Consider the following 26,112-nt stretch of genomic DNA (forward strand, 5'->3'; position numbering starts at 1 on the left):
CCGAACCTGAGCGGGCACACGGCAGATGCACAACACATCGGGCCATATCTACGAGGAGATCCATCGATGCAGTCACGACAATCCACTCCGTCGCGCAACCGTCAACGCCTGCTGCGCACCGCCCAGGTCGCGATCGCGGGCGCCGCGCTCGCGCTGCTCGCCGCCTGCGGCGGCGGCGACGACAACAGCAGCAGCGCATCGAACACGCCGCCGTCCGGCGTGAAAATGCAGGTCGTGTCGTTCGGCGACAGCCTGTCGGACGTCGGCACCTACTCGCAGATCAAGCTCGGCTTCGGCGGCGGCCGCTTCACGACCAACCCGGGCCAGGTGTGGACGCAGAACGTCGCGCAGTACTACGGCGACACGCTGCAGCCGGCGAACCAGGGCGGCTTCGGCATCCCGTTGCAGGCGACCGGCGGTCTCGGCTACGCGCAGGGCGGCTCGCGCGTGACGCTGCAGCCCGGCATCGGCCATGCGGACGCCAGCGTGCCGAACCCCGACTATGCGCAGGCCACCACCACGCCGATCGCCGATCAGGTCAAGCAGTACCTGGCGCAGCACGGCAGCTTCAACGCCGGCCAGATCGTGCTGATCAACGGCGGCGCGAACGACATCTTCTATCAGGCGCAGGTCGCGCAGGCGCAAGGCAACACGCCGGCCGCGCAACTGGCGGCCGCGCAGGCGATCGGCCTCGCCGCGCAGCAGCTCGGCGGCCTCGTCCAGCAGATCGTCGCGGCCGGCGCGACGCACGTGTTCGTGTCGAACGTGCCGGACATCGGCGGCACGCCGCTTGCGCTGCAAGGCGGCACGCAGGCCGCGCTCACGCAACTGTCGGGCCTCTTCAACCAGACGCTGGCCGGCACGCTCGCCGCGCTGCAGGTCGATCCGACCAAGTACGCGTTGGTCGATACGTTCACGTGGCAGGACGGCATCGCGGCCAACTACCAGGCGAACGGCTTCAGCGTGAAGAACACCGACACCGCGTGCAACCTGAAGGCGATGGTCCAGGCGGCCACGCAGTACGGCGTCGCGAACGCGAACGCGTTCGGCTCGTCGCTGTTCTGCTCGCCGCAGACCTACACGGTCCCGAACGCGGACCAGACCTACATGTTCGCCGATACCGTGCACCCGACGACGCGCCTGCATGCGCTGTTCGCGCAGTACGTCGAGCAGCAGATCGCGAAGTCCGGCGTCGGCAAGTAACGCGCCCGCGGCACGCCGATACGAAAACGCCTGACCGGCGAGTCGCCGGTCAGGCGTTTTTCATTGCAGTGCGCGTCGAAGCGGCCGAAGCGAGCCGGGTCAGTCGGCCGCGTCCCCCGCATCGAACGCCGCGGCCGCGCGGCCGAGCCGGTCGTTGACCGCGATCCACTCGACGGTCTCGGGCAGCTTCTCGACGAGAATGCGTGCGACCTGCGCGCGATCGAGCGCGCGCAGCATCCCGTACAGATCGCGCGCATATGCGTGCGGATCTTCGGGCGCGGCGATGAAGTGCACGCCGTCCGCCTGCGCCCAGCGCCCCGCACGCGACGCGCGTGCGACGAGCGCGACGCGTTCGCCGTCCGCCTGCGCGGCCGCGAGCAACGGCTCGAGCGCGTCGAACGGCAGCAGCGCGAGCGGCGTGCGCGGCGCGTAATGCGCCTTCAGCGTGCCGGACGCGCGCGGCGCGGTCGCGTCGCTGCCGTCGGGCAGACGCGGCGCGCGGCCGAGCACGTCGGCGATCTGCTGCGGCGTCACGTGACCGGGCCGCAACAGCGCGGGAAAGCCGCGCGACAGATCGACGATCGTCGATTCGATCCCGACTTCGGACGCACCGCCGTCGAGCACGTGCACGGTGTCGCCGAATTCGTCGCGCACGTGCTGCGCCGTGGTCGGGCTCACGTGGCCGAAACGGTTCGCGGACGGTGCGGCCACGCCGCCGTGGCCGCCGCGGCGCGCGCTGAACGCGGCCAAGAGCGCCTGCGCGACCGGATGCGACGGACAGCGCAGACCGACCGAATCCTGGCCGCCGCTCACGGCATCCGGGATGCGCGGATGGCGCTTCAGGATCAGCGTCAGCGGGCCCGGCCAGAACGCGTCGATCAGTGCCCGCGCATCGGCCGGAACGTCGGCGGCCCAGTAGCCGGGATCGCCGCCGGGCGGCAGATGCACGATCACCGGATGGTTCGCCGGACGCCCTTTCGCCGCGTAGATGCGCGCGACGGCTTCCGGATTCGCCGCATCGCCGCCGAGCCCGTACACGGTTTCGGTCGGGAACGCGACGAGCTGCCCGGCGTCGAGCAGCGCCGCGGCCGCGTCGATCTGCGCGGGCGTCACCGTATTCGGGAGCGCGATGGACATCGGCCGGCGCCTCAGTCGAGCGGCACGCGCAGCAGCTGCGCACACGCGTTGGCGGCCGCGACCGCGTCGTCGCGCGTCTCGGCCGTGAAGTTCACGTGACCCATCTTGCGGCCGACGCGCGCCTCTTCCTTGCCGTACAGATGCAGATGCGCGGCCGGCATCGCCGCGACCGTGTCCCACGGCGGCGTGACCGGCTCGGCATCGGCGCCGTTCGGGAACCACACGTCGCCGAGGATGTTCAGCATCGCGGCCGGCGAATGCTGGCGCGGGTTGCCGAGCGGCATGCGCGTCATCGCGCGCACCTGCTGCTCGAACTGGCTGGTTGCGCACGCATCGACCGTGTAGTGGCCGGAGTTGTGCGGGCGCGGCGCCATTTCGTTCGCGACGAACGAGCCGTCTTCCAGCACGAAGAATTCGACGCACAGCACGCCGACGTAATCGAGCTTGTCGGCGATCCGGATCGCGGCCTGCTGCGCCTCTTCGACACGCGCGGCATCGGCGGCCGGCGCCGGCACCACCGTCAGTGCGAGGATGCCGTCGTGATGCACGTTCTGCGCGAGCGGGAACGCGGCCGAGCGGCCGTCCACGCCGCGCGCGATCAGCGCCGACACTTCGTATTTCAGCGGCAGGCGCTTTTCGAGCACGCACGGCACGCCGCCGAGCGCCGCGTGCGCGTCGCGCGCTTCGCGGGCGGTGCTCACGCGCACCTGCCCCTTGCCGTCGTAGCCGAGCCGCGCGGTCTTCAGGATGCCGGGCAGCACCGCATCGAGCGCGGCATCGTCGAGGGCGGCGAGCGCGGCCGGCGACTCGATCACGACGTGCGGCGCGACCGGCACGCCGGATGCCTCGATGAAACGCTTCTCCGCGATGCGGTCCTGCGCGACTGCCACGCAGCGGCCGGCCGGCGCGACGAACGTCGTGCGCGCGAGGAAATCGAGGCTCGCGGCCGGCACGTTCTCGAATTCCGTCGACACGGCTTCGCACAGCGCGGCCAGCTCGGCGAGCGCGGCTTCGTCGTCGTAGGCCGCGCGCAGATGGCGGTCGGCTACCGACCCGGCCGGGCTCGCCGGATCGGGATCGAGCACGGCGACGCGATAGCCCATCGACTGGGCGGCAAAGCAGAACATGCGGCCGAGCTGGCCGCCGCCGACCATGCCCAGCCACGCGCCGGGCAGGATCGGGGAAACGGAATCAGGAGTTGCGGTCATGTCAGTGATCGATCGCGGCGGGCGCGGCCCGCCGCAGTGGGGAAAGTCAGGCGGCGCGCGCGACGCGCGGCCGCCGGCGCGCCGTCAAGCGAGCGGCGGCAGCACCATCGCGTGCGCGGCTTCGTTCTGACGCACACGGAACGCGGCGAGCCGGTTCGCGTAGTCGACCGACGTGCCGGACAGGATCGACACCGCGAACAGCGCGGCGTTCGCGGCGCCGGCCTCGCCGATCGCGAACGTCGCGACCGGCACGCCCTTCGGCATCTGCACGATTGAGTGCAGCGAATCGACGCCCTTCAGGTACTTGCTGGCGACCGGCACGCCGAGCACCGGCACCGTGGTTTTCGCGGCCAGCATGCCGGGCAGATGCGCGGCGCCGCCGGCGCCCGCGATGATCGCACGCAGCCCGCGCTCGCGCGCCTTCTCCGCATAGTCGAACATCTCGTCGGGCATCCGGTGCGCGGACACGACCTTCGCTTCGTACGGCACGCCGAATTCCTGCAGGATCGCGACCGCGTTCTTCATCACGTCCCAGTCGGAACTCGAACCCATCAGCACGCCGACGAGCGGCGCGCTGTGCGTGTGGGCAGTCTGGACTTCAGTCATGTCGATGTGTCCTTGCTTACGCGAGCGGCTGGCCGGTGATGCGCTCGAGCGCTTCCTGGTACTTCGCGGCCGTCTTCGCGACGACGTCGGCCGGCAGCGCCGGCGCCGGCGCCGTCTTGCCCCACGGCTGCGCCTCGAGCCAGTCGCGCACGAACTGCTTGTCGAACGACGGCGGGTTGGTGCCGACCTGGTACTGGTCGGCCGGCCAGAAGCGCGACGAATCGGCGGTCAGCACTTCGTCCATCAGGTACAGCTTGCCGTGGTTGTCGAGGCCGAACTCGAACTTCGTGTCGGCGATGATGATGCCGCGCGTCGCCGCGTAGTCGGCCGCTTCCTTGTACAGGCGGATCGAGATGTCGCGGATCGTCGCGGCCAGCTCGGTGCCGATGCGGCGCTCGGTTTCCTCGAACGTGATGTTCTCGTCGTGCTCGCCGAGCTCGGCCTTCGCGGCCGGCGTGAAGATCGGCTCCGGCAGCTTCTGCGCGTTCTGCAGGCCGGCCGGCAGCGCCACGCCGCACACCGCGCCCGAGGCCAGGTATTCCTTCCAGCCGCTGCCGGCCAGATAACCGCGCACCACCGCTTCGATCATGATCGGCTCGAGACGCTTGACGACCGCCGCGCGGCCCTTGACCTGCTCGACTTCATCGGCCGCGACGACCGCTTCCGGCGCGTCGCCGGTCAGGTGGTTCGGCACGATGTGCGCGAGCTTGTCGAACCAGAAGTTCGCCATCTGGTTCAGCACGCGGCCCTTGTTCGGAATCGGCTCGCCCATGATCACGTCGAATGCCGACAGACGGTCGGTCGTGACGATCAGGAGCTTGTCGTTGCCGACCGCGTAGTTGTCGCGGACCTTGCCGCGACCGAGGAGCGGCAGCGAGCGGAGCGTGGATTCGTAAAGGGTAGACATCGTCTTTTCGCAGATAAGGAGCCAAACAAAAAGGGAAACGCCGTTCCCCGCGGCAGGCGGGAACGGCGGTCTTGCAATGCGTCGGCGAACCGCCGGCGCGAGCGCGCCGGGCGGTTGCCGGCCGGCCCTCGTTCGGCCGGACGGAACGGCTGCCGGGGCCGGATCAGGTCCGCCGCGGGCAGCCGCCGCGCCCGGCGACCACGCCGGGCAGGGCAATCGTACTACAGTCTCAGCGCACGACCTGCGCGAGCGCGCCGGACTTGTACTGTTCGGCGATCTTGTCGAGCGACACCGGCTTGATCTTCGCGGCCTGGCCTTCGCAGCCGAACGCGAGGTAGCGATCGACGCAGACCTTCTTCGCGGCTTCGCGCGCGGGCTTCAGGTAGTCGCGCGGATCGAACTTGCCCGGGTTCTCGAACAGGTAGCGGCGGATCGCGCCGGTGATCGCGAGACGCAGGTCGGTGTCGATGTTGACCTTGCGCACGCCGTGCTTGATGCCTTCCTGGATTTCCTCGACCGGCACGCCGTAGGTTTCCTTCATGTCGCCACCGAATTCGCGGATCTCGGCCAGCAGCTCCTGCGGCACCGACGACGAACCGTGCATCACGAGGTGCGTGTTCGGAATGCGTGCGTGGATTTCCTTGATGCGCTGGATCGACAGGATGTCGCCGGTCGGCTTCTTCGAGAACTTGTACGCGCCGTGCGACGTGCCGATCGCGATCGCGAGCGCGTCGCACTGCGTGAGCTTCACGAAATCGGCAGCCTGCTCCGGATCGGTCAGCAGCTGCTCGCGGGTCATCGTGCCTTCCGCGCCGTGGCCGTCTTCCTTGTCGCCCTTCATCGTCTCGAGCGAGCCGAGCACGCCGAGTTCCGCCTCGACCGTCACGCCGATCGAGTGCGCCATCTCGACGACCTTGCGCGACACGTCGACGTTGTACTCGTACGAGGCGACCGTCTTGCCGTCGGCTTCGAGCGAACCGTCCATCATCACGCTGGTGAAACCGCTGCGGATCGCGGCCATGCACACGGCCGGCGACTGGCCGTGGTCCTGGTGCATCACGACCGGGATGTGCGGATACGACTCGACCGCCGCTTCGATCAGGTGGCGCAGGAACGGCTCGCCCGCATACTTACGCGCGCCGGCCGATGCCTGCATGATCACGGGCGCGCCGACCTGGTCCGCCGCCGCCATGATCGCCTGGACCTGCTCCAGGTTGTTCACGTTGAAGGCCGGCAGGCCGTAACCGTGCTCTGCCGCGTGGTCCAGCAATTGACGCATTGATACGAGAGGCATTGTGGAACTCCTTGGAATGAAAACCGGTGCGCCCTGACGCCGGCGCGGCGCTCGCTCCCGCCTGAAACGGGGCGGCACGGCACGGCTGAGCGTCGAATAGCGGCATTTTATCGCGAAGCGCCGCCGATTCCGACCGCGCCGGCGCGCCCGCTCGCAATTTGTTACCTTCGCACGGCACAATCCGCCAAAAAACAGAAAAAAAGCCGCGCGGGGCATCCGACCCCACGCGGCTTTTCGGTCCAAACGGTGCCGGATCGACCGGGCCGACGGCCCGACGCAACCCGGCCGGCCCGGCGCTCAATAGTGCTCGCCGACCCGCACGATCTTCAGCGTATTGGTGCCGCCCGCCTGCCCCATCGGCTCGCCGACGGTCAGCACGACCATGTCGCCGTGCTGCACGTAGCCCTGCTTGACGATCATCTCGAGCGCCGCCTGCAGCGCGGCGTCGCGGTCGCTGTTGAAGTCGACGTGCAGCGGCGTCACGTTGCGGTACAGCGCCATCGTGCGCTCGCTGCCGACGCGCGGCGTCAGCGCGAAGATCGGCACGTGCGTGTAGTGGCGCGACATCCACAGCGCGGTCGCGCCCGATTCGGTCAGCGCGACGATCGCCTTCGCACCCAGGTGATACGCGGTGAACAGCGCGCCCATCGCGATCGACTGGTCGATACGCGTGAACGTGCGGTCGAGGAAATCCTTGTCGAGTTCGACGTGCTCCGATTTTTCCGCTTCGACGCACACCGCCGCCATCGTCTCGATCGTGACGACCGGATACTTGCCGGCGGCCGTTTCGGCCGACAGCATCACCGCGTCGGTGCCGTCGAGCACCGCGTTCGCGACGTCCGACACTTCGGCGCGCGTCGGCACCGGCGCGTGGATCATCGATTCCATCATCTGCGTCGCGGTGATCACGAGCTTGTTCGACTCGCGCGCCATCCGGATCATCCGCTTCTGCAGCGCCGGCACGGCCGCGTTGCCCACTTCGACCGCGAGGTCGCCGCGCGCGACCATGATCCCGTCGGACGCATCGAGGATGCTCTGCAGCGCCGGAATCGCCTCGGCGCGCTCGATCTTCGCGATCATCTTCGGCTTGATGCCGTACGGCGCGCCCGCGATGTTCGCGAGCTGGCGCGCCATTTCCATGTCGGTGGCATTCTTCGGGAACGACACGGCGACGAGATCCGCGCCGAGCGACATCGCGGTGCGGATGTCCTCCATGTCCTTCGCGGTCAGCGCGGGCGCCGACAGGCCGCCGCCCTGACGATTGATGCCCTTGTTGTTCGACAGCTCGCCGCCCACCTTGACGATCGTGTGGATCTCCTCGCCGAGCACGCGCTCGACGGTCAGCACGATCAGGCCGTCGTTCAGCAGCAGCAGGTCGCCCGGCTTCAGGTCGCGCGGCAGTTCCTTGTAGTCGAGGCCGACGCGCTCGTCGTTGCCGAGCTCGCAACCCGCGTCGAGGATGAACGCCTGGCCCGGCGCCAGCGTGGTCTTGCCGTTCTCGAACTTGCCGACGCGGATCTTCGGACCCTGCAGGTCGGCCATGATCGCGATCTCGCGGCCGACCTTGCGGGCGGCCTCGCGCACCATCTCGGCGCGCTGGCGATGATCGTCGGCCGTGCCGTGCGAAAAATTGAGCCGCACGACGTCGAGGCCCGCCTGCATCATCTGCAGCAGAATCTCCGGCGAACTGGAGGCCGGACCGATCGTGGCGACTATCTTGGTGGCGCGCTGCATGAAACTCCTCATCTGGATCAGGGTTGATGCGCTGGGTGAAACGCTGCGAGAGCCGGAATCGGCGAGCCCAGCGGCGGCCGTCCCGGGGAGCGTGCCGGTGCTTGCGCCCGGCATCGCTTTGTTCTGAATCTCATGGTGCTGCACGACCGCGTCGCCGGCGGCCGCCGCTGCGCGCGGGGTGGTGTCCGCCCGCGCGGGCGCGCGTTTGCGCTTGCCCGCGCCGGCCCGCTGCTCCGCTGTCGCGGAGCGCGCGGCCTTCGTCACCCCTGCGCGCACCGCCACGCTCAGGCCGCCCGCGTTTCCAGCACTTCCACCGCCGGCAGCTTCTTCCCTTCGAGGAACTCGAGGAATGCGCCGCCGCCCGTCGAGATGTAGCTGACCTGGTCGTGGATGCCGTACTTCGCGATGGCCGCCAGCGTGTCGCCGCCGCCCGCGATCGAGAACGCGGACGACTTGGCGATCGCGTCGGCAAGCGTCTTCGTGCCGTTGCCGAACTGGTCGAACTCGAACACGCCGACCGGGCCGTTCCACACGATCGTGCCGGCCTTCTCGAGCTGGCTCGCGAGCGCGCGGGCCGTATCGGGACCGATGTCGAGGATCATGTCGTCCGCTTCGATGTCGGCGACCTGCTTCACCGTGGCCGCGGCCGTCGGCGAGAATTCCTTGGCCGTCACGACGTCGGTCGGGATCGGCACCGACGCGCCGCGCTCGCGCGCCTCGTCGATGATCGCCTTCGCTTCGGCGACCAGATCGGCTTCCGCGAGCGACTTGCCGATCGACAGGCCGGCCGCGAGCATGAACGTGTTCGCGATGCCGCCGCCGACGATCAGCTGGTCGACCTTGCCGGCCAGCGACTTCAGGATGGTCAGCTTGGTCGACACCTTCGAGCCCGCGACGATCGCGACGAGCGGACGCGCGGGGTTGCCGAGCGCCTTGCCGAGCGCATCGAGTTCGGCAGCAAGCAGCGGGCCCGCGCAGGCGACCGGCGCGTACTTCGCGATCCCGTGGGTGGTGGCCTCGGCGCGGTGCGCGGTGCCGAACGCGTCGTTCACGTAGATATCGCAGAGCTTCGCCATTTTTTGCGCGAGCTCGTCCGAATTCTTCTTCTCGCCCTTGTTCACGCGGCAGTTCTCGAGCAGCACGACCTGGCCCGGCGCGACGTTCACGCCGTTCTCGACCCAGTTCGACACCAGCGGCACGTCGCGGCCGAGCAATTCGGCCAGACGCTTCGCGACCGGCGCGAGCGAGTCTTCCGGCTTGAATTCGCCTTCGGTCGGGCGGCCGAGGTGCGACGTGACCATCACGGCCGCGCCGGCGTCGAGCGCGGCGCGGATCGCCGGCACGGACGCGCGCACGCGCGTGTCTTCGGTGATGTTGCCGTGATCGTCCTGCGGGACGTTCAGGTCGGCGCGGATGAACACCCGCTTGCCGGCGAGCTGGCCGGCGGCGATCAGGTCGGTAAGACGCTTGACTTGGCTCATGGTGGACAGATTGAAGTAGTGGATGGGGAAAGGGGCTTCACGCTGGACGTGCGCGGGCTGCCGCGAAAGGGCGCCGGATGCGGCCGTGGCTGGCGGTTCGCATGACGCGCACGGGTAAAAATCTCGAACGGGCATTCTAGCCGATCCACCCGGCAGACTGACCGTGCGCGGCCGAATTCCGCCTATTTGGGAGCGCGGGCGGCCGGCGGCATGCTGCTGCAATGCAGCAATCCGCTGGCGCCGGCGCACCGGGCGCCGGCCGGCCGCCGCCGCGATTCATCAGAACAGGATCCGCAGCACGGTGAACACGAGCATGCCGCTGACGATCGTGCCGAGCATGCTGCGGCGCCACAGGAACCAGCCGAGGCCGGCGAGCGCCGCGTAAAACGGATGATTGGTCAGCGCGAACGACAGGCCGGCCGGCGTCTCCAGCACGTCGGGCAGCACCACGGCAACCAAGGCGGCGGCCGGCGCATAGCGCAGCGCGCGCTGCGCGCGCTCGGGCAGCACGGTGCGCTCGCCGCCGATCAGGAACAACGCGCGCGTGACGGCCGTGACGATGGTCATCCCGACGATCACGAGCCAGATTTCGGTCGCACTCACTCGCTCTCCTTCTCGTGCACGATTTCGGTACGGATGCGCCGCCAGTCGGCGCGCTCGACGAAGAAATCGGCGGTGCAGCCGGCGGCCAGCGCCGCGAGCACCGCGATCGGCAGCGCGAGCCGGTACGGCAGGTCGAACAGCACGAGCGACACGATGCCGGCCACCGCGACCGCCACGAGCGTCGAGCGGTTCGCGACCGCCGACACCATGATCGGAATCAGCGCGAGCGTGCCGGCCAGCTCGAGCCCCCAGCTCGCCGGAAAGAAGCTCGCGAGCAGGATGCCGGCGAGCGACGACGCCTGCCACGACGCCCAGCTCGCGAGCGCCATCCCCCAGAAGTACGCCTCCTTGCCCGGCACGTGGCCGTAGGCGAAGCCCTGCTTCTGGAACAGCAGGTAGATCACGTCGCCGTTGAAATAGCCGATCGCGACGCGCCGCCACAGCGGCAGGTAGGAGAAATGGGGAGCGAGGCCGGCGCTGAAGATCACGAAGCGCATGTTGACCATCGTGGCGGTGAGCAGGATCGTCCAGAGCGGCAGCTTCGCGACGAGCAGCGGCAGCACCGCGAGTTGCGACGAACCCGCGTACACCAGGATCGACATCGCGCTCGCCTGCCCGAGCGTCATCACCGACTTGCTCATCGCGATGCCGGTGACGAGCCCCCAGGAGAGGATCGCCATCAAGGTCGGGGAATAGTCGCGCGCGCCCTGGATCAGCGCGAAGCGGTCGGTGGCGGACAAGCGAGCGAGCATGGGGAGGCGGGCCGCAGCGGGCGGTTCGTCCGGGCTCCGGCGTCTCCTGCCGGCACGGCCCGTCGTCGTTGGAATCGGTACCGGACGATTATAGCCCCGGCCCCATGGCGACCGACCGGATCGGCGCCAAATGACGCTAAAATAAGCGTCTTTCCGGTTCAACGCTGCACAACCACCGCAGCACCCCACTGCTTCCAGGAGAATCCTATGTCAATGGCCGACCGCGACGGCAAGATCTGGATGGACGGCAAGCTGATCGACTGGCGCGACGCCAAGATCCACGTCCTGACCCATACGCTGCACTACGGCATGGGCGTCTTCGAGGGCGTGCGCGCATACAAGACGGCCGACGGCAGCACCGCGATCTTCCGCCTGCGCGAGCACACGAAGCGGCTGCTGAATTCGGCGAAGATCTTCCAGATGGACGTGCCGTTCGACCGGGAAACGCTCGAAGCCGCGCAGCTCGAAGTCGTGCGCGAAAACAAGCTCGAATCGTGCTACCTGCGCCCGATCATCTGGGTCGGCTCGGAAAAGCTCGGCGTGTCCGCGAAGGGCAACACGATCCACGTCGCGATCGCGGCCTGGCCGTGGGGCGCCTACCTCGGCGAGGACGGCCTCGCGAAGGGGATTCGCGTGAAGACGTCGTCGTTCACGCGCCACCACGTCAACGTGTCGATGGTGCGGGCAAAGGCGTCGGGCTGGTACGTGAACTCGATTCTCGCGAATCAGGAAGCCACGGCCGACGGCTACGACGAAGCGCTGCTGCTCGACGTCGACGGCTACGTGTCGGAAGGCTCCGGCGAAAACTTCTTCCTGGTCAACCACGGCAAGCTCTACACGCCCGACCTGTCGTCGTGCCTCGACGGCATCACGCGCGACACGATCATCACGCTCGCGAAGGACGCCGGCATCGAGGTGATCGAGAAGCGCATCACGCGCGACGAGGTCTACACGGCCGACGAAGCGTTCTTCACGGGCACGGCCGCCGAAGTCACGCCGATCCGCGAGCTCGACAACCGCACGATCGGCAGCGGCGCACGCGGCCCGGTCACGGAAAAGCTCCAGTCGGCGTTTTTCGATATCGTGTCGGGCAAGAACGCGAAGTACGCGCACTGGCTGTCCAAGGTCTGAGCGCGCCGCGCCGCCGACCGCCCACAAAAAGAGTGATTAGAGAAAGTCTCATGAGCGAAATCAAGGAAATGCCGCTGGTCGAACTGACGGCCAAGGACCTCCCCGCGTATTGCCCGAACCCGGCCATGGCGCGCTGGAGCGCGCACCCGCGCGTGTTCATCGACGTCTCGCACGGCGAGGCACGCTGCCCGTACTGCGGCACGCGCTACAAGCTGCGCGACGGCGAGGTGGTCAAGGGCCACTGAGCCCGGCCGCGGGCCTGCGGGCCCGTCGCACGCGAGGCGGCGCCGCCGGAGTTTCCGGCGCGCCGCCCTTTTCCCTTTCTGACAACCCGAACGCGGTGCATGCGCGCCGTGCTTCATTACGACATCGGAAGTCGACCTGATGCGTCGAGCGCTGGTTATCGCACCGAACTGGATCGGTGACGCATTGATGGCGCAGCCGCTTTTTGCGCTGCTGAAGAAGCTCCATCCCCGCATCGCGATCGATGCCGTCGCACCCAGCTGGGTGGCGCCGGTGCTCGAGCGGATGCCGGAGATCCACGATGTCCACGCGACCGATCTCACCCACGGCAAGTTACAGCTGCTGCGCCGCTGGCAACTCGCGAGCGACCTGCGCGACGTCGGCTACGACGCGGCGTACGTGCTGCCGAATTCGTTGAAGTCGGCCGTGATCCCGTGGCTCGCGAACATCCCGCTGCGGATCGGCTACACGGGCGAGCACCGCTACGGCTTGCTGAACGTGCGGCACGCGAACCCCGACAAGTCGGCCGAGCGGCCGCCGATGACGACCCACTACGCGGCGCTCGCCTATGCGCCGGGCGCGAAGCTGCCCGAGTCGATGAAGACGCTGCCCGCGCCGCGCCTCGACGCCGATCTGAACGAGACGGCGCGCGTGTCGGCGCGTTTCAATCTCGATACGCGCAAGCCGCTCGTCGTGTTCTGCCCGGGCGCCGAATACGGCCCGGCCAAGCGTTGGCCGCCCGAGCATTTCGCGACGCTGGCGACGATCGTCCACCAGTCGTTCCCGTATACGCAGATCGTCGCGCTCGGCTCGCAGAAGGACGCCGCGGCCGCGCAGGCGATCGCCGACCACGCGCCGAACGTGCGCAACCTGTGCGGGCAGACGTCGCTGTCCGAGGCATGCGCGCTGATCGCGCGCGCGAACGCCGTCGTCACCAACGATTCCGGGCTGATGCACGTGGCCGCGGCGCTGCGCCGGCCGCTCGTCGCGCTGTACGGGTCGACGGATCCGCGCCACACCCCTCCGCTGTCGGAGCTGGCGAAGGTACAATGGCTGCATCTCGAATGCAGTCCCTGCTTCGAACGCGAATGCCCGCTCGGCCATCTGAACTGCCTGCGCGAGCTCGGCCCGGAGCAGGTATTCGGCGACTTGCGCGGCATGCTCGTCGGGCAGCGCTGACCCTGGCCGGCGGCGTCGCACGACGCGCCGGGCAATCCGATTCACCGGTGTACGGCGGCCTCATCCGGGCCGCCGTGCTGAATACGGCGCGCGACGCGCGCGAGAGATAACCCCGATGCCACGTTTTGCCCGCCTTTTCGAAGCCGCCGCCGATACGCTGAACGCTTACTACCAGGCCGTCGCCGACGCCAATCTCGACGCGCTGCTGGGGTTGTGGATCGACGAGGACTTCGCCAGCTGCGTGTGGGCCGACGGCGAGCATCTGCACGGCCTCGACCAGATCCGCAGCGGCCTCGCGAACCGGCTCGCCACCCGCCCGGTGACGATCGAGCCGCTCGACATCCGCGTGTACGACAGTCTCGGCACCGTCGTCTATACGATCGCCGAGGCCCATCAGCAGGCCGACCTGACGGCCGAACCCGACATGGTGTTCGCGACGTACGTGATGATTCACGAGCGTGGCGAGTGGCGCATCGCGCATATCCACGCGAGCCCGATTCCCGAACAGGCGGCCGGACAATTCGCCGCGAAGATCCGTCACGGGCAGGGTCCGCTGCACTGACGAAGCAACGTAGCAACGCACTAGCAGGGCGATCATGAGTACGGCCTCCCCGCCTACCTCGCCGCTGACCGGGGCCTCGGCCCCCGCCGACGACCTACTGCGCTATCGCGCACCGCGCTGGCTGCCGAACAGCCATGTCCAGACCATCGTGCCCGCGCTGTTCGCGCGGCGTCCGGCCGTCGCGTACCGACGCGAGCGCTGGGAAACCCCCGACCACGACTTCATCGATCTCGACTGGGTCGCGCACCTCGACAGCGCGGCGCCGGCGCCCGATGCGCCGCTGTTCGTGCTGTTCCACGGCCTCGAGGGCAGCTCCGGCTCGCACTATGCGCTCGCGATGATGGCCGCCGCGCAGGCGAACGGCTGGCACGCGGTCGTCCCGCACTTTCGCAGCTGCAGCGGCGAGCTGAATCGCCAGCCGCGCTTTTATCATCTCGCCGACAGCGCCGAAGTCGACTGGATCCTGCGCCGGCTCGCCGCGCAGCATCGCGGGCCGATCGTCGCGGCCGGCGTGTCGCTCGGCGGCAACGTGCTGCTGCGCTGGCTCGGCGAGCATCGCAGCGACACGTCGATCGTGCACGCGGCCGCGGCGATCTCGACGCCGATCGACGTGCATGCGGGCGGCCGCGCGCTGTCGCAGGGCTTCGCGATGGTCTATACGCGCAGCTTTCTCAAGACGCTCAAGCGCAAGGCACTCGCGAAGCTCGATCAATATCCGGGGCTGTTCGACCGCGACGCGATGCTGCGCGCCGTCACGATGCGCGACTTCGACGAAGTCGTCACCGCGCCGCTGCACGGCTTCGCGAACGCCGACGACTACTGGACCCAAGCCACCACGCGCCCGCTGCTGCGCGCGATCGACGTGCCGACGTTGATCCTCAATGCACGCAACGATCCGTTCCTGCCCGAATCCGCGCTGCCGAGCGCCGCCGACGTGTCGCCGGCCGTCGAGCTCGATCAGCCGGCGCACGGCGGTCACGCGGGATTCATGACCGGGCCGTTCCCCGGCCGACTCGACTGGCTGTCGGCGCGCGTGTTCGGCTATTGCTCGAAATTCGTCGACCATGGATGACATCGTCCGACAGGCCATCGCCAAATGGCCGAACGTTCCGCACTGCACTGGCTGGCTGCTGCTCGACCGGCGCGGCGCATGGCGGCTGCGCGACGACGCCGCGCAGGCCGCCGGCGAGCTCGGCTCGCCCGTGCGGCATGACGCGCTGAACGCATTCATCTCCCGCAACTACGCATGCGACGCGCATGGCCAGTGGTTCTTCCAGAACGGCCCGCAGCGCGTCTATGTCGAGCTCGCCTATACGCCGTGGGTCGTGCGCCTCGTCGAACGCGACGGGCAGCTCGAGCTCGTCGATCACACCGGCGCGCCGTTCGAGCCCGAGGCCGCGTGGCTCGACGATGCGGGCGGCGTGCTGTTTCGTGCGGCGGGTGCGGCGGGCGCTGCGAACGCGCCGCCGCGCGTCGCGGTGCTGCACGATCACGATCTCGGCCTCTTTGCCGATCACGCCGATTTCGACGCGACGCCGCCCGTGCTGCGCTGGCGCGACGGCCGCACGCTGCCGCTCGGCAGCATCGCTCGCGCCGACGTGCCCGCGACCTTCGGCTTCGTCGCGAGCCCCGCGCAGCGCGCACGCGACACCCCAGCCGCCGCTGCAGCGGATCCGGGCGGCGGCGAAGGCTGAAGCACGGTCGCCACATATGTGTGAAGGCCGTCAGCCGCGGCCGTTCTTCTCGTCTTCGCGCTCTTCCTTGTAGCGCGCCTCGAATTCCAGCAGCCGCGCGCCGATGATCGACTGATCGTAGAACGACACGTCCTTCGCGTCGCGCGCCTCCTTCAACTGGCGAATCGCCGACGGCCACGCGCCGTCGAGCGCCAGCTTCTCCGCGAGCGCGCGGCGCCGCGTGAGCACGTCGCCCTTGCCGTCGCTCGCCTTCGCGAGGTAGTCCCACCAGTCCGGCTGCTCGGGGTCCGCGTCCGCCTGCGTGCGGGCCAGCGTCTGCGCTTCGGCGAAGCGGCGCGCCGCGATCAGCGCCTGCAGGTGCGCGACGATCGCCGCATGCGACGCGGGCCAGCGGCGTTGCGCGAGCGCCGCCAGCCGCACCGCGTCGTCGTTACGACCCGCGCGGCGCGCGAGATCCGCGGCCAGCACGTCGAGGCTCGGCGAACTCGTCGTCGGATCGTCGGCGCGCCGTTCGCCGGCTTCGAATGCGCCGCGCGCCGCCGCGAGCGCGCGGTCCGCGGCGTCGTACTGGCCGAGCAGCGTGTTCGCGAGCGCGATGCCGTAGTGGTTCGCCGCGACGTTCGGCGCGGTGCGATCGTCGATCTCGAGCTGCATCCGGTGCGCCTCGGCGGCGATGTCGGTCGGCGCGCGGTTCTGCAGGACCCGCAGCCGCGCGCGCACGAAGCCGTATTCGGCCGACTGACGCGGTTGCCGGTACGGCGCGCGGCGGGCGCGATCTTCCATGTCGGCGATCCGCTCGCCCGTCAGCGGGTGCGTGCGCGCGTAGGCCGGCACGCCCGCGTCGCCCATCGACGCGCGATCGAGCCGCTCGAAGAAGCCCGGCATCCCGTACGGATCGTAGCCGGCGCCCGCGAGCAGCTGGAAGCCGACGCGATCGGCCTCGCGCTCGGCCGAGCGCGAGAAACGCAGCTGGTTGTCGACCGCGTATGCCTGGCCGCCCATCGCGATCGCGCTGCCGAGATCGCCGCTGCGCGCGAGCACGCCGGCCAGCACGCCGAGCAGCATCGTCGCGAGCGCCGTGTAGCCGGTCTTTTCGTTCGCGCCGATCATGCGGGCGATGTGCCGCTGCAGCACGTGGCCCATCTCGTGGCCGACCACCGACGCGAGTTCGGATTCCGTCTGCGTCGCGACGACCAGGCCGCTGTTGACGCCGATGAAGCCGCCCGGCATCGAGAACGCGTTGATCTGCGGGTCGCGCACCGCGAACAGGTCGAAGTCGGGCATGTAGCCGCCGATGAAGCGCGCGGCCGCCGCGGCCGCGAGCCGCGCCGCCATCGCGTTCAGGTAGTCGCGCACGAGCCAGTCGTCGAGATAGTCGGGGTCGCGCCGCACCTCGCGCATCACGCGCTCGCCGAGACGGCGCTCGGCCTGCGGCGTGAGCGAGCCGCCGGAGCCGTCGCCGAGATCGGGCAGTTCCAGTGCGCGCAACGGCGCGCGCAGGTTCGCGACGGGCGCGGAGGCGCCGTCGGCGCCGGAGAACCGGCTTTCCGCGCCGCCGTAGGTGCCGAACACGCCGGTCGCGATGCCGGACGGGACGGTGGAGATCGACGGCGACGCGCCGGCCGCCGACTCGAGCGGCGGCGCCGACGCGCGCTGCGCATAGCCGTTCGGCGGCAGCACGAGCGCCGCCGACAGCAACACGGCAAGCAACTGTTTGACACGCATGGCAGAGTGAAAGCGGCGCCTTCCGCGCGCCCGGCGCGCATCGCGGCGTGTGGTCCGAATAATCGGGTCATTGTACCGGGGCGATCGCGACGGTTCGTTGCGGCGCATCGGCCGCCGGTGCGCGCGGCGCCGTCGAGGGCGCTGAGGCCGCAGAGGCCGCAGAGGCCGCAGAGGCCGCTGCTATGATAGGCGCCCGTTGAAACGTTGGATCGGCGCGGAGAGCGGGAAGCGGATAGCGGATCGAACGCCCCGGCCGGTCGTGAAGCAGGATCGATGTACGCGCTCGCACGCGCGTGCGTTCCACTGGAGCCAGACATGTCAGGACTTACCCACTTCGACGCCGCCGGCCATGCGCATATGGTCGACGTCGGCGGCAAGCAGGAAACGCAGCGCGTCGCGGTTGCACGCGGCACGATCCGGATGTTGCCCGCGACGTTCGCGCTGATCCGCGACGGCAAGGCAAAGAAAGGCGACGTGCTCGGCGTCGCGCGGATCGCCGCGATTCAGGGCGCGAAACGCACGGCCGATCTGATTCCGCTGTGTCATCCGCTCGCGCTGACGCGCGTGGCGGTCGACTTCGAACTCGACGACGCGCTGCCCGGCGTGCATTGCGTCGCGCAGGTCGAGACGTTCGGGCGCACCGGCGTCGAGATGGAAGCGCTGACGGCCGTGCAGGTCGGGCTGCTGACCGTGTATGACATGTGCAAGGCCGTGGATCGCGGGATGGTGATCACCGATGTGAGCGTCAGGGAGAAGCGCGGCGGGAAGTCGGGCGATTGGACGGCGGAGGATGCGGGGGGTTGAGGGCGAGAAAGGCTGTCGGTCCGCGAGGGGAGATTCCAGCGCCTTTATCTCATACAATTGGTGGATTCCACACGAGAGAGCGTGTGACCAGCAGAACAAAAAGAGTGAGTCCTGGTAATGAATTCGAACATGTTGAGAAGCGCGATGCTGGGCAGGCCGGTCCAGCATGAGCGCCTTGTCAAACTAGATACGCCGCTTGGCCCCGACATACTGTTGCCGCACCGCGTCAAGGGGTGGTCGCGACTCGGGCGCCAATTCGAGTTTATCGTCGATGCGGTTTCCGTATCCGACAACATCGAGCTCAAGAAGCTGATCGCGCAGCCGGTGACGCTGTGGATACAGCAGAGCGATCAATCGTACGCGCCTCACCACGGCTACGTGCATTCCGCTCGCCGGCTCGGGTCGGACAGCGGTGTCACGTACTACCAGATTGCTTTTGCATCGTTCCTGCATTTCCTTAAGTTCCGCCGCGACCAGCGCATCTGGCAGGATCAGTCCGCGGAAGACATCATTGCCGACGTACTGAACCAGCATCCGCAGGCAAAGGGACGCTTCGCCTTCAGGCTCTACCAGCCGGTACCAATTCGCTCGTTCTGCATGCAGGACGAGGACGATTGGAATTTCGTGCACCGGCTGATGGAATCCGAAGGCCTGTACGGTTTCTGGGAACAGGACCGAGACGGCAAGTCGCACCGGTTCGTCATCGTCGACCGCCTCGACGCGCTGCCCGCGCTGTCGCCACGAGTAGTGCATTTTCATCGCGCGGGTACAAGCGACGAAGCCGACACACTCGTCCATTTCTCTGGCACTCGTACGCTGCGGAGCGTCGAGCGCGCCACGCGCACGTTCGACTACAAGCAGCCGCCCACCGCCGCGAATCCGAAGGCCACTCACACGCCGACGATCGCGAACCAGGGCGACCTCCCGCAGCAGCTGGAGGTCTATGAATACACGGGCGCGCATACGTATGCCGAGCAATCCCGCGGCGACCATCTGTCGAAGCTCTGGATGGAGGATCAGGAGTCGCGCGCGAAGCGTTTTCACGGCGTCGGCGGCGTGCGGCGCATGGACGCGGGGCGCACGTTCCAATTCGCCGATCACCCCGAACACGACAAGGACGATCCCGGCCAGCGCGAATTCGCCGTAATCGAGACGGCGTGGGTCATTGTCAACAACCTCCCCGTGGCGGACGAGCAGGCGGTTTTTCCTCATAGCCTGAAGGCGGAGATCGACAGCATCGTGCACGCGACAGATTCCGCCCTGTCGCGCGTCCGTCATTCCGATGGTAGCGAGGGCTTCTTTCAGATTCGCGTGGAAGCACAGCGCACGACCGTACCGTTTCGCAGCCCGTTCGAGCATGCGAAGCCGACGATGCATTTGCAATCGGCGATCGTCGTCGCACCGCAGGGCGAAGAGGTTCACACGGATGCACTAAACCGTGTCAAAGTCCGCTTTCATTGGGATCGCCTGAACGACGGTGACGAGAAGGCGTCGTGCTGGCTACGTGCCACGACGTCGGATTCCGGAAATGGCTACGGCGCCGTTCATCCACACCGCAGCGGCGAGGAGGTGCTGGTCGACTTCGTCGGCGGCGACTGCGATCGACCGATCATCGTAGGCAAGGTCTATAACGGCGCAACAAGTCCGCAATGGCACAGCAACGGCATCCTGTCCGGATATCGCTCCAAGGAATATGCGGGCGTCGGGTACAACCAGTTGGTCCTCGACGATGCGACGTCGCAGAATCGCGTACACCTGTATAGCAGCCAGACCAATGCGCATCTGCATCTCGGCTATTTGATCGAGCACGCAGGCAATAATCGCGGCAGCTATCTCGGCAGCGGCTTCGACCTGCGGTCGGACGCATATGGCGCAGTGCGCGCGAACCGCGGCCTGTACGTCACGACGCACGAGAAGCAGCCGGCAAGCCAACCGCTCGACGTTCAGGAAACGCAGCAACAGCTCGTTCGGGCGGAAGGCCTGATGGAAGCCATGTCGGATGTCAGCACGCAGCATCGAGCGGAGCCGCTCGAGTCCGGGCATTCGGCACTGAAGCAGTTCACCGATGCAACTCAACGCAGCGTGACCGGCAGCACGTCGGGCGGCAGAACCGCCGGCGGCGGCACGGGCATCGCCAATGCGTTCAAGGAACCTGTGATGCTGTTCGGCAGTCCGGCAGGCATCGGGATGTCGACACAACAATCTGTGCATGTTGCTGCGGACCGGCACATCAACGTCGTCAGCGGGCAAAGCACGCATGTCGCCGCGGGGAAATCGCTGGTCGCCAGCGTGATCGACCGCATCAGCCTGTTCGCCCAGAACGCCGGGATCAAGCTGTTCGCCGGCAAGGGCAGGGTTGAAGTGCAAGCACAGGCTGACAACATCGAGCTGACCGCCCAGAAAACGCTGAAGCTGATCGCGGCCACCGGGGCACTCGAAGGCGCTGCGGCGAACGAGATCCTCTTGACGTCCGGCGGCGCTTACATCCGGATCGCGGACGGCAACATTGAAGTCCATGCGCCCGGCAAGATCGACGTCAAGGGTGCGCAACACGCATTCAGCGGGCCCACGCATCTGGCGCAAACGATGCCGACACTGCCCAACTCGACGGGCAACTACGATCAGGCCTTCATCGCGCACTGGGCCGGCACCGACATCCCGGTTGCGAACACTCGGTATCAGATGTTTTCGAACGGGAAGTTGATCTCAGAAGGCGTCACCAACGCGGCCGGTGAGACGGGGCTCACGCAGAGCCACGTGCCGCACGACGTCGTCGTCAAGTTTTTGGGGAAATCGAATGGCTGACGGGCAACCGGACAAGAACGTACTCGGCACCGGCTCCGGGATGCTGACGCCGACGGGCTACAAGGATCGTCCAAAGGTGGCGATCAATATCTGCGACAAGTACGCACCACCGGCCGCAGATTCCATTGTCGGCACGTGTCCCTTCTACTACCAGCCGCTGCACGGCGAGTACTGGGAGACGGTCGAAAAGGTCAGCAAATCGAGTGCATGGGAAACCGTGAAGAAATTCGCGACCTCGTGGGATCCATGGAAAGACAAGGAAGTCGCGCGCCGCCTGCTACATCGACGGGAAAAGCTGATCGAACTGAAAAGTACAGATTCCGACTGGTCGCGCCACGGCAATTTCATGATGCGCCATATCGGTTGCGGGCACAAACCGCCCGATTACTACGTGAGTTACGGCTATTACTATTGTTCGGACTACGGCAAGAATCTTTATCCCACTCTAACGGCTCAAGGAAAGAAATGGCTGGAAAACGCCCGGTGGTGGCTTCAGCGCTACATCGAAATCGGGCTGCAGCAAAACATGCAGGGAGACCAGATCGCATTCAAGAGTGCGAAGCCGGGCAACGGTGAGCTTTCAATGCAAGTGGAACGATACGAACTCGAACTCGAAAACAACGGGGACACGTTCAAGACTTTCGCCTTTGTCACCCACCCGTTGGCTTATCTGGACGGTGGGCTGGCCGGTCTACCGGTCGCGGATCTAACCAAGATCGGCATGCGGCCGAATCTTCAGGAATGGGGCGATGGCCGGACGCTCAAGCAAGCGTGGGACGCGGGTATCCCGGTCGCCAAACAAAAGGCGCACGATTGGAGTTCGGAAGCGGCCGACCAGGCGCGAGAGTGGGGCTCAGACGTGGCCAGGAAAGCACGCGAATGGAGTTCGGACACGTCCGACGAAGTCAGCCGGGCGCTGGAACGTTTGCTAAACAAGTGACATGCTAAAACTCAAACGATGGAAATGGATCGCCGGGAGCCTCGTTGCCCTGGCCATTGCAACATACGGGTACGTAAATATGGCAACGAGCTGGGAAACGATCTCGACCAACTTCATGCGGAACGACACACCGTATGGCGGCGGCAGCTTCCGCATCAAGGGCAACGACGTGATGAGCGTCAAGCTCGCCAATCCCCAGGTGACATTCAAGCCCACCGCTGAATCGAACGAACCGCAGCGGCCCGAGCCGACCGAAGCCTGGATGAACGACACAGGCGAGCTGCTGAACCGCATGACGATCAGCTTCCTTCGCGGGACCATCGACGGCGGGATGAAACGCCAGTTCCAGCAAGTCGGCCAGAATGCCGCATGGTGGTATTCGCCAGACTGGTCGGTTCAGTTCATCAGCACCTCATGGATGAACTACAAGGCACCGGAGGCACATGGCGGCGATGCGCCTCAGACGACGAAGCTGTGGAAATCGCTCAACGGCGGCCAAACGTGGTCGCAACTGCAATGGCCCGAAAACCAGAACATCGGCCGCCTGCTGTTCGTCGATCCGCAGCGCGGCTACGCGATCGGCTGGGGCCCGCGAGTATGGCGCACCGCGGACGGCGGCAACACGTGGCAGGCGATCGACGTGCCGGTCGATGCGCGCGTCGCCGGCAAGACGCGCAAGAATTTCAATGCGGTGAGCCTCGGCCCTGACGGTGTGCTGCGTGTCGCCTACTCCATCGCTCCGACTGCAGAGACGCCGGCGCACAGCGTGATCGGCCGGCTCGACTGGGAGCAGCACGCCTTCGTGACCGAAACCGAACTGCCGGGCCAGGTCATCACTGCGCTCGATACCACGCCGGGACCGGCGCCACACTATTCGCTGTACGCGCTGTCACGTCTGGACAAGCCGCAGAACGGCGAGAGTCGCGACAACGGCCGCCGGGTGGGCGCCATTTCCATGTGGACGAACGACCATCCGGAGTCGGTGCACCAACTGCGCACGTTCGACGAGACGCTCAGGCTCGACAGCCTGAGCGTCGGCCGTGACGGCCTCCTGCTCGTCTATGCCACCGACCCGAACTCGGGCAGTCGCGGCGGTGCGCCGATCGACCTCACGTTCACCAGCACCGACGGCGGCAAGTCGTGGGATCAAACCGCCGACAAGGTTGCACAAGGCGGTTACTTCGACGCGCAGACCAACACGCTGTACTGGTTGCACGGATATACGCTGAAAAAGCGCACCTTCTGATCGCGCGAACGGCGCGCTCGCGCGCCGATAGAGCGAACCTGCTGCCGCGACACCGAGCGTAGGCCCACTCGACGAAGCGGCGAAGCGCGACGTGGCCGCGGCGCGCCGGCAGGCAGTCAACGACCACAACCGCCCGGTGCGCCACACCACGATCACCCGCACCAGCCCCCACTACTCCCCGCGCCGCGGCTCGAACACGAATGGTTGCGTGAGCAGGAACGGATTCGCGGTCGCGCCGGTCTGCGCGCAGCTCGCGTGCGTCATCGCGTCGACGGCCGCGCGATCCGCCGCCGCGTTGCGGCTGCTCGTCGTCACGGTCACGTTCTGCGCTTCGCCGGACGTCGTCATCAGCGCGCGTACGAGCACGGTGACTCGGCGCGTAAGCGGCTTCGCATTGTCCGGATAGACGGCGCGCGGAATGTGGCAGGTCAGCTTGCTTTCCTGCGACGACGACAGCATCGCGCAGCCGGAAAACAGCACGGCGACGGCCGGCAGGATCAGAAAGGTCGAGCGAAGGGCCATGGTCGAATATCGTTCTTCAGTACTGTTCCCGGCGAGCGTCGCGCCGGCGGACATCGTCCGCCGCACCGCCAGCATCGCCCCGCGCCGCGGCCATCGGACCGGCGCCCGCTACGGCCGCAGGCCGCGCGTGGCATCGGCCGCGATCGTTCCAGGCAGGCTCCCGGATCTGCGGACCTGCGCTCGCTCGTGCGGCCGACATCGCCGCGCGCACGCGAACGCTTCCGCGCATTGTGCACGTGCCGTCTTTCCCGTGGCGACGATTTGACAATGGTTGACGCGAATCGCGCGATTCCGTCGCTACCCGTTCGCGACGGGAAGCAATGTGCGCGCCGTCACGAGCCGCCACCGCACCGCCGCTTCACCGCGATCCAGCGCGCGCCGGGACTTCCCGCCCGGCGCGGCGCGCGTTATTCCGAATCGTCTTCGGAGTCGTCGTCTTCCGCGTCGGCCGGCACTTCACCGTACTTCGCGACGACGGCTGCCTTGAACGTCTTCAGCCCCGGCTGCTCGTCGCACAGCTTGTACAGCAACGCCAGTTGCTGCGGCCAGTCCTTCAATTCCTTCGCGAACACATGCAGCCGCTCGACCGTATCGAGCGCGTCGGCTTCGCGACCGGCCAGCGCCTGCAGCGCCGCATAACGGCGCAGCACCGTCTCGCCGGGCAGCAGCGCGATCGCCCGCTCGTGCGCGGCGAGCTTCAGCGGCAGGTTGTCCGGCGAAATCGTCAACAGCGTCGCCGCCCCGTAGTCGCCCCACGCGCCGAACAGCAACGACGGCGCATCGCGATACTGCACGGCCGGCTCGGTGCCGTAATACAGCACTTCGGCGCGCTGGTAGTCGCGCAGCACCGGCACCGCCGCCAGCACGCCGCCGACCGACAGCACCGCAAACAGCGCGAACGCCGCGCGGCCGGGCAGCCAGCGCAGCGGCTTCACGTCGAGCAGCCCGATCACGAACATCGCCGGCAGCAGGAAGAACATGTACTGCTGCGGATACTCGACGAGCGCGTGCATCAGCAGCACGCCGATCAGCGCGAAACCGAACACGCGCGTGCTCGACTGCGGCGCGCGCACCGCGCGCACGAACCACGCGACGAGCGCCAGGGCCAGCACGCCGAGGCCGACGAGGCCCGACTTCGCGAGCAGGTCGATGAAGATGTCGTGCGAGTTGTTCGCGATCTCGACGCCGCCGAGCGCGCGCGCAAGCGCGAACTGGTGCGACGGGAATTCGCCCCAGCCGACGCCGAGCAGCGGATGCTCGCGGAACATCGCGAGCCCGTACTTCCACAGCGCAAGGCGCGGCGCAATCTGGCCCGCGTCGCGCATGCGCTCGGCCGCCGATTCGGCGAGCCCCAGATGGAAATGCACGTTGGCCCAGCGCACCGCGACGTTCACCGCGACGAACGCCAGCGCCAGCACGACCGGGATCAGCCACGCACGGCGATTGCCCGGCGCACGGCGCGACTCGACCCATGCCATCCAGAAACCGGCGACGACCATCACCGCAACCTGCAGCCACGGCCCGCGCGACACGGTCAGCGCAAGCCCGGCCGACAGCACGATCGACAGCGCGAGCCATGCCCACACCGCGAGGCGGCGCGTCTGCACCAGATAAAGCGCGCCGGCGAGCGCGAACGCGATATAGGTCGCGAGGTGGTTCGCCTGCGCCATGTTGCCGTACGGCCGGCGGTCGTCCGCGATGTTGTACACCACGACGAACGGCGACAGCGCGGACTCGAAATGGAACAACTGGACGATCTGGGTCGCAACCGCGAACACCCCGCCCACGAGCAACGCGCCCGCCATCATCCGGGCGGTGGCTTCGGCGAGACCCTCGCGCGCGAGCGTGTAGCCGGCCTGCATCGCGACCAGCGCCGCGGCCAGATAGCCCAGCGCCAGCCAGTTCATCGACGGCACCTTCAGCGGCAACAGCGCGACCTGCGCGAGCAGCACCGCGCCAAACCCGAGCGGCGCGACGAATGCGGCCGGCGCCGCGAACGGTTCGGCCGGGCGGCCGGTGCGCGCGAGCAGCACGACGGAAACCCCGACCAGCAGATACAGCACCAGCGCGGCGAACTCGGAATAGAACGTCGGAATCGGATACGTATGGTTCGTGATCGAGTACGGCACGATCAGCGCGACAGCCAGCGCAACGAGCGACAACGAGCGGGAAAAAGTAGAAGGCATGAGCGAACCGGATGTCAGCAACCGGCGCACTATACAAAACTTTCCCCACTCTGTGCGGGAGCCGTCGCCCCGGCAGCCGCCATGTGCGGCCGGCCCGGGCCGGCCGGCACCCCGCGATGCGTGCCGCCCGCACCATCCCGCGCATGCCTG

24 protein-coding genes are annotated in these 26,112 nt (G+C 67.6%); 12 read left to right on the forward strand and 12 right to left on the reverse strand.

The annotated features are described in order from the left end of the window. Window positions 1-66 precede the first annotated feature (66 nt). Entirely contained in the window at window positions 67-1,203 is a 1,137-nt protein-coding gene (locus EX20_RS03295; protein ID WP_034192663.1) for an SGNH/GDSL hydrolase family protein, read from the forward strand. A 99-nt stretch (window positions 1,204-1,302) separates the two neighbouring features. Here the strand turns inward: EX20_RS03295 and EX20_RS03300 are convergent, their stop codons facing one another. The 6 genes from EX20_RS03300 to pyk form a co-directional block, all read right to left on the reverse strand. Continuing rightward, window positions 1,303-2,340, reverse strand: coding sequence for an L-threonylcarbamoyladenylate synthase (locus tag EX20_RS03300; protein ID WP_011885904.1), 1,038 nt, complete (start codon window positions 2,338-2,340; stop codon window positions 1,303-1,305). An 11-nt stretch (window positions 2,341-2,351) separates the two neighbouring features. Then, a complete protein-coding gene (locus tag EX20_RS03305) occupies window positions 2,352-3,548 on the reverse strand; it encodes a 5-(carboxyamino)imidazole ribonucleotide synthase (RefSeq protein ID WP_011885905.1) in 1,197 nt (398 codons plus the stop codon). 84 nt (window positions 3,549-3,632) lie between these two features. Further along, window positions 3,633-4,154 (reverse strand): 5-(carboxyamino)imidazole ribonucleotide mutase, encoded by a 522-nt coding sequence (purE, locus tag EX20_RS03310; protein ID WP_011885906.1) that lies wholly within the window; start codon window positions 4,152-4,154, stop codon window positions 3,633-3,635. A 16-nt stretch (window positions 4,155-4,170) separates the two neighbouring features. After that, window positions 4,171-5,061: a phosphoribosylaminoimidazolesuccinocarboxamide synthase gene (locus EX20_RS03315; RefSeq protein ID WP_034192664.1), complete on the reverse strand. Its 891-nt coding sequence runs from the start codon at window positions 5,059-5,061 to the stop codon at window positions 4,171-4,173. Between the two features lie 229 nt (window positions 5,062-5,290). After that, complete coding sequence (fba, locus tag EX20_RS03320; RefSeq protein WP_014723568.1) at window positions 5,291-6,355, reverse strand: class II fructose-bisphosphate aldolase; 1,065 nt, start codon at window positions 6,353-6,355, stop codon at window positions 5,291-5,293. A 297-nt stretch (window positions 6,356-6,652) separates the two neighbouring features. After that, the gene (gene pyk, locus EX20_RS03325; RefSeq protein ID WP_011885909.1) at window positions 6,653-8,089 is read right to left on the reverse strand and encodes a pyruvate kinase; all 1,437 of its coding nucleotides are present in this window, start codon (window positions 8,087-8,089) and stop codon (window positions 6,653-6,655) included. Between pyk and EX20_RS33130 the strand changes: the two genes are divergently transcribed. Then, a complete protein-coding gene (locus EX20_RS33130) occupies window positions 8,088-8,216 on the forward strand; it encodes a hypothetical protein (protein ID WP_257785811.1) in 129 nt (42 codons plus the stop codon). The genes pyk and EX20_RS33130 overlap by 2 nt on opposite strands. A 157-nt stretch (window positions 8,217-8,373) precedes the next feature. On the opposite strand, the gene EX20_RS03330 is transcribed toward EX20_RS33130, so the two are convergent. The 3 genes from EX20_RS03330 to EX20_RS03340 form a co-directional block, all read right to left on the reverse strand. Then, on the reverse strand, window positions 8,374-9,570 hold the full coding sequence (locus EX20_RS03330; RefSeq protein WP_011885910.1) for a phosphoglycerate kinase: 1,197 nt from the start codon (window positions 9,568-9,570) through the stop codon (window positions 8,374-8,376). 279 nt (window positions 9,571-9,849) lie between these two features. Then, window positions 9,850-10,173 (reverse strand): AzlD domain-containing protein, encoded by a 324-nt coding sequence (locus EX20_RS03335; RefSeq protein ID WP_011885911.1) that lies wholly within the window; start codon window positions 10,171-10,173, stop codon window positions 9,850-9,852. Further along, window positions 10,170-10,925, reverse strand: coding sequence for an AzlC family ABC transporter permease (locus EX20_RS03340; RefSeq protein ID WP_011885912.1), 756 nt, complete (start codon window positions 10,923-10,925; stop codon window positions 10,170-10,172). Before EX20_RS03340 ends, EX20_RS03335 begins: the two co-directional genes overlap by 4 nt. Before the next feature lie 207 nt (window positions 10,926-11,132). Between EX20_RS03340 and EX20_RS03345 the strand changes: the two genes are divergently transcribed. The 6 genes from EX20_RS03345 to EX20_RS03370 all read left to right on the forward strand — a co-directional run bounded on the left by EX20_RS03345 (window position 11,133) and on the right by EX20_RS03370 (window position 15,734). Beyond that, the gene (locus tag EX20_RS03345; RefSeq protein WP_034192665.1) at window positions 11,133-12,056 is read left to right on the forward strand and encodes a branched-chain amino acid transaminase; all 924 of its coding nucleotides are present in this window, start codon (window positions 11,133-11,135) and stop codon (window positions 12,054-12,056) included. A gap of 50 nt (window positions 12,057-12,106) precedes the next feature. Beyond that, window positions 12,107-12,301 (forward strand): zinc-finger domain-containing protein, encoded by a 195-nt coding sequence (locus tag EX20_RS03350; RefSeq protein WP_006749970.1) that lies wholly within the window; start codon window positions 12,107-12,109, stop codon window positions 12,299-12,301. 139 nt (window positions 12,302-12,440) lie between these two features. Beyond that, complete coding sequence (waaF, locus tag EX20_RS03355) at window positions 12,441-13,478, forward strand: lipopolysaccharide heptosyltransferase II (RefSeq protein ID WP_034192666.1); 1,038 nt, start codon at window positions 12,441-12,443, stop codon at window positions 13,476-13,478. A 115-nt stretch (window positions 13,479-13,593) separates the two neighbouring features. Further along, entirely contained in the window at window positions 13,594-14,040 is a 447-nt protein-coding gene (locus EX20_RS03360) for a nuclear transport factor 2 family protein (RefSeq protein ID WP_006749968.1), read from the forward strand. A 34-nt stretch (window positions 14,041-14,074) separates the two neighbouring features. Beyond that, complete coding sequence (locus EX20_RS03365; RefSeq protein ID WP_011885915.1) at window positions 14,075-15,112, forward strand: hydrolase; 1,038 nt, start codon at window positions 14,075-14,077, stop codon at window positions 15,110-15,112. Further along, a complete protein-coding gene (locus EX20_RS03370) occupies window positions 15,105-15,734 on the forward strand; it encodes a DUF2946 family protein (protein WP_034192667.1) in 630 nt (209 codons plus the stop codon). The genes EX20_RS03365 and EX20_RS03370 overlap by 8 nt, the downstream gene beginning before the upstream one ends. 30 nt (window positions 15,735-15,764) lie before the next feature. On the opposite strand, the gene EX20_RS03375 is transcribed toward EX20_RS03370, so the two are convergent. Then, window positions 15,765-17,459, reverse strand: coding sequence for a M48 family metalloprotease (locus EX20_RS03375; protein WP_014723571.1), 1,695 nt, complete (start codon window positions 17,457-17,459; stop codon window positions 15,765-15,767). A 315-nt stretch (window positions 17,460-17,774) separates the two neighbouring features. Here EX20_RS03375 and moaC point away from each other — a divergent pair, with 315 nt between their 5' ends. The 4 genes from moaC (at window position 17,775) to EX20_RS03395 (ending at window position 23,254) form a co-directional block, all read left to right on the forward strand. After that, complete coding sequence (gene moaC / locus EX20_RS03380) at window positions 17,775-18,263, forward strand: cyclic pyranopterin monophosphate synthase MoaC (protein ID WP_034192668.1); 489 nt, start codon at window positions 17,775-17,777, stop codon at window positions 18,261-18,263. A gap of 117 nt (window positions 18,264-18,380) precedes the next feature. After that, window positions 18,381-21,068: a type VI secretion system Vgr family protein gene (locus tag EX20_RS03385; protein ID WP_034192669.1), complete on the forward strand. Its 2,688-nt coding sequence runs from the start codon at window positions 18,381-18,383 to the stop codon at window positions 21,066-21,068. After that, entirely contained in the window at window positions 21,061-22,008 is a 948-nt protein-coding gene (locus tag EX20_RS03390; protein WP_034192670.1) for a hypothetical protein, read from the forward strand. The genes EX20_RS03385 and EX20_RS03390 overlap by 8 nt, the downstream gene beginning before the upstream one ends. Window positions 22,009-22,087: 79 nt before the next feature. Beyond that, a complete protein-coding gene (locus EX20_RS03395) occupies window positions 22,088-23,254 on the forward strand; it encodes a WD40/YVTN/BNR-like repeat-containing protein (protein ID WP_034192671.1) in 1,167 nt (388 codons plus the stop codon). Window positions 23,255-23,425: 171 nt separating this feature from the next. Here EX20_RS03395 and EX20_RS03400 read toward each other — a convergent pair whose 3' ends face one another. Together EX20_RS03400 and EX20_RS03405 are read right to left on the reverse strand one after the other, a co-directional pair. Continuing rightward, on the reverse strand, window positions 23,426-23,776 hold the full coding sequence (locus tag EX20_RS03400; RefSeq protein WP_034192672.1) for a TonB family protein: 351 nt from the start codon (window positions 23,774-23,776) through the stop codon (window positions 23,426-23,428). 407 nt (window positions 23,777-24,183) lie between these two features. Then, window positions 24,184-25,962 carry a PglL family O-oligosaccharyltransferase gene (locus EX20_RS03405; RefSeq protein ID WP_034192673.1) on the reverse strand — a complete coding sequence of 593 codons (1,779 nt, stop codon included), beginning with the start codon at window positions 25,960-25,962 and terminating at the stop codon, window positions 24,184-24,186. Between the last annotated feature and the right edge of the window lie 150 nt (window positions 25,963-26,112).

Source organism: Burkholderia sp. WP42, from assembly GCF_000745665.1.
Taxonomy (GTDB): domain Bacteria; phylum Pseudomonadota; class Gammaproteobacteria; order Burkholderiales; family Burkholderiaceae; genus Burkholderia; species Burkholderia vietnamiensis.

Excerpts from the sequence above, each read along its gene's own strand:
- EX20_RS03365 (WP_011885915.1), top strand. The coding sequence starts at position 14,075 with ATGAGTACGGCCTCCCCGCCTACCTCGCCGCTGACCGGGGCCTCGGCC.
- EX20_RS03340 (WP_011885912.1), bottom strand. The coding sequence starts at position 10,925 with ATGCTCGCTCGCTTGTCCGCCACCGACCGCTTCGCGCTGATCCAGGGC.
- EX20_RS03400 (WP_034192672.1), bottom strand. The coding sequence starts at position 23,776 with ATGGCCCTTCGCTCGACCTTTCTGATCCTGCCGGCCGTCGCCGTGCTG.
- EX20_RS03390 (WP_034192670.1), top strand. The coding sequence starts at position 21,061 with ATGGCTGACGGGCAACCGGACAAGAACGTACTCGGCACCGGCTCCGGG.
- EX20_RS03375 (WP_014723571.1), bottom strand. The coding sequence starts at position 17,459 with ATGCGTGTCAAACAGTTGCTTGCCGTGTTGCTGTCGGCGGCGCTCGTG.
- fba (WP_014723568.1), bottom strand. The coding sequence starts at position 6,355 with ATGCCTCTCGTATCAATGCGTCAATTGCTGGACCACGCGGCAGAGCAC.
- purE (WP_011885906.1), bottom strand. The coding sequence starts at position 4,154 with ATGACTGAAGTCCAGACTGCCCACACGCACAGCGCGCCGCTCGTCGGC.
- EX20_RS33130 (WP_257785811.1), top strand. The coding sequence starts at position 8,088 with ATGAAACTCCTCATCTGGATCAGGGTTGATGCGCTGGGTGAAACGCTG.
- EX20_RS03360 (WP_006749968.1), top strand. The coding sequence starts at position 13,594 with ATGCCACGTTTTGCCCGCCTTTTCGAAGCCGCCGCCGATACGCTGAAC.
- EX20_RS03295 (WP_034192663.1), top strand. The coding sequence starts at position 67 with ATGCAGTCACGACAATCCACTCCGTCGCGCAACCGTCAACGCCTGCTG.
- EX20_RS03405 (WP_034192673.1), bottom strand. The coding sequence starts at position 25,962 with ATGCCTTCTACTTTTTCCCGCTCGTTGTCGCTCGTTGCGCTGGCTGTC.
- EX20_RS03315 (WP_034192664.1), bottom strand. The coding sequence starts at position 5,061 with ATGTCTACCCTTTACGAATCCACGCTCCGCTCGCTGCCGCTCCTCGGT.
- EX20_RS03370 (WP_034192667.1), top strand. The coding sequence starts at position 15,105 with ATGGATGACATCGTCCGACAGGCCATCGCCAAATGGCCGAACGTTCCG.
- waaF (WP_034192666.1), top strand. The coding sequence starts at position 12,441 with ATGCGTCGAGCGCTGGTTATCGCACCGAACTGGATCGGTGACGCATTG.
- EX20_RS03330 (WP_011885910.1), bottom strand. The coding sequence starts at position 9,570 with ATGAGCCAAGTCAAGCGTCTTACCGACCTGATCGCCGCCGGCCAGCTC.
- EX20_RS03345 (WP_034192665.1), top strand. The coding sequence starts at position 11,133 with ATGTCAATGGCCGACCGCGACGGCAAGATCTGGATGGACGGCAAGCTG.
- moaC (WP_034192668.1), top strand. The coding sequence starts at position 17,775 with ATGTCAGGACTTACCCACTTCGACGCCGCCGGCCATGCGCATATGGTC.
- EX20_RS03395 (WP_034192671.1), top strand. The coding sequence starts at position 22,088 with ATGGCAACGAGCTGGGAAACGATCTCGACCAACTTCATGCGGAACGAC.
- EX20_RS03300 (WP_011885904.1), bottom strand. The coding sequence starts at position 2,340 with ATGTCCATCGCGCTCCCGAATACGGTGACGCCCGCGCAGATCGACGCG.
- EX20_RS03350 (WP_006749970.1), top strand. The coding sequence starts at position 12,107 with ATGAGCGAAATCAAGGAAATGCCGCTGGTCGAACTGACGGCCAAGGAC.
- EX20_RS03305 (WP_011885905.1), bottom strand. The coding sequence starts at position 3,548 with ATGACCGCAACTCCTGATTCCGTTTCCCCGATCCTGCCCGGCGCGTGG.
- pyk (WP_011885909.1), bottom strand. The coding sequence starts at position 8,089 with ATGCAGCGCGCCACCAAGATAGTCGCCACGATCGGTCCGGCCTCCAGT.
- EX20_RS03385 (WP_034192669.1), top strand. The coding sequence starts at position 18,381 with ATGAATTCGAACATGTTGAGAAGCGCGATGCTGGGCAGGCCGGTCCAG.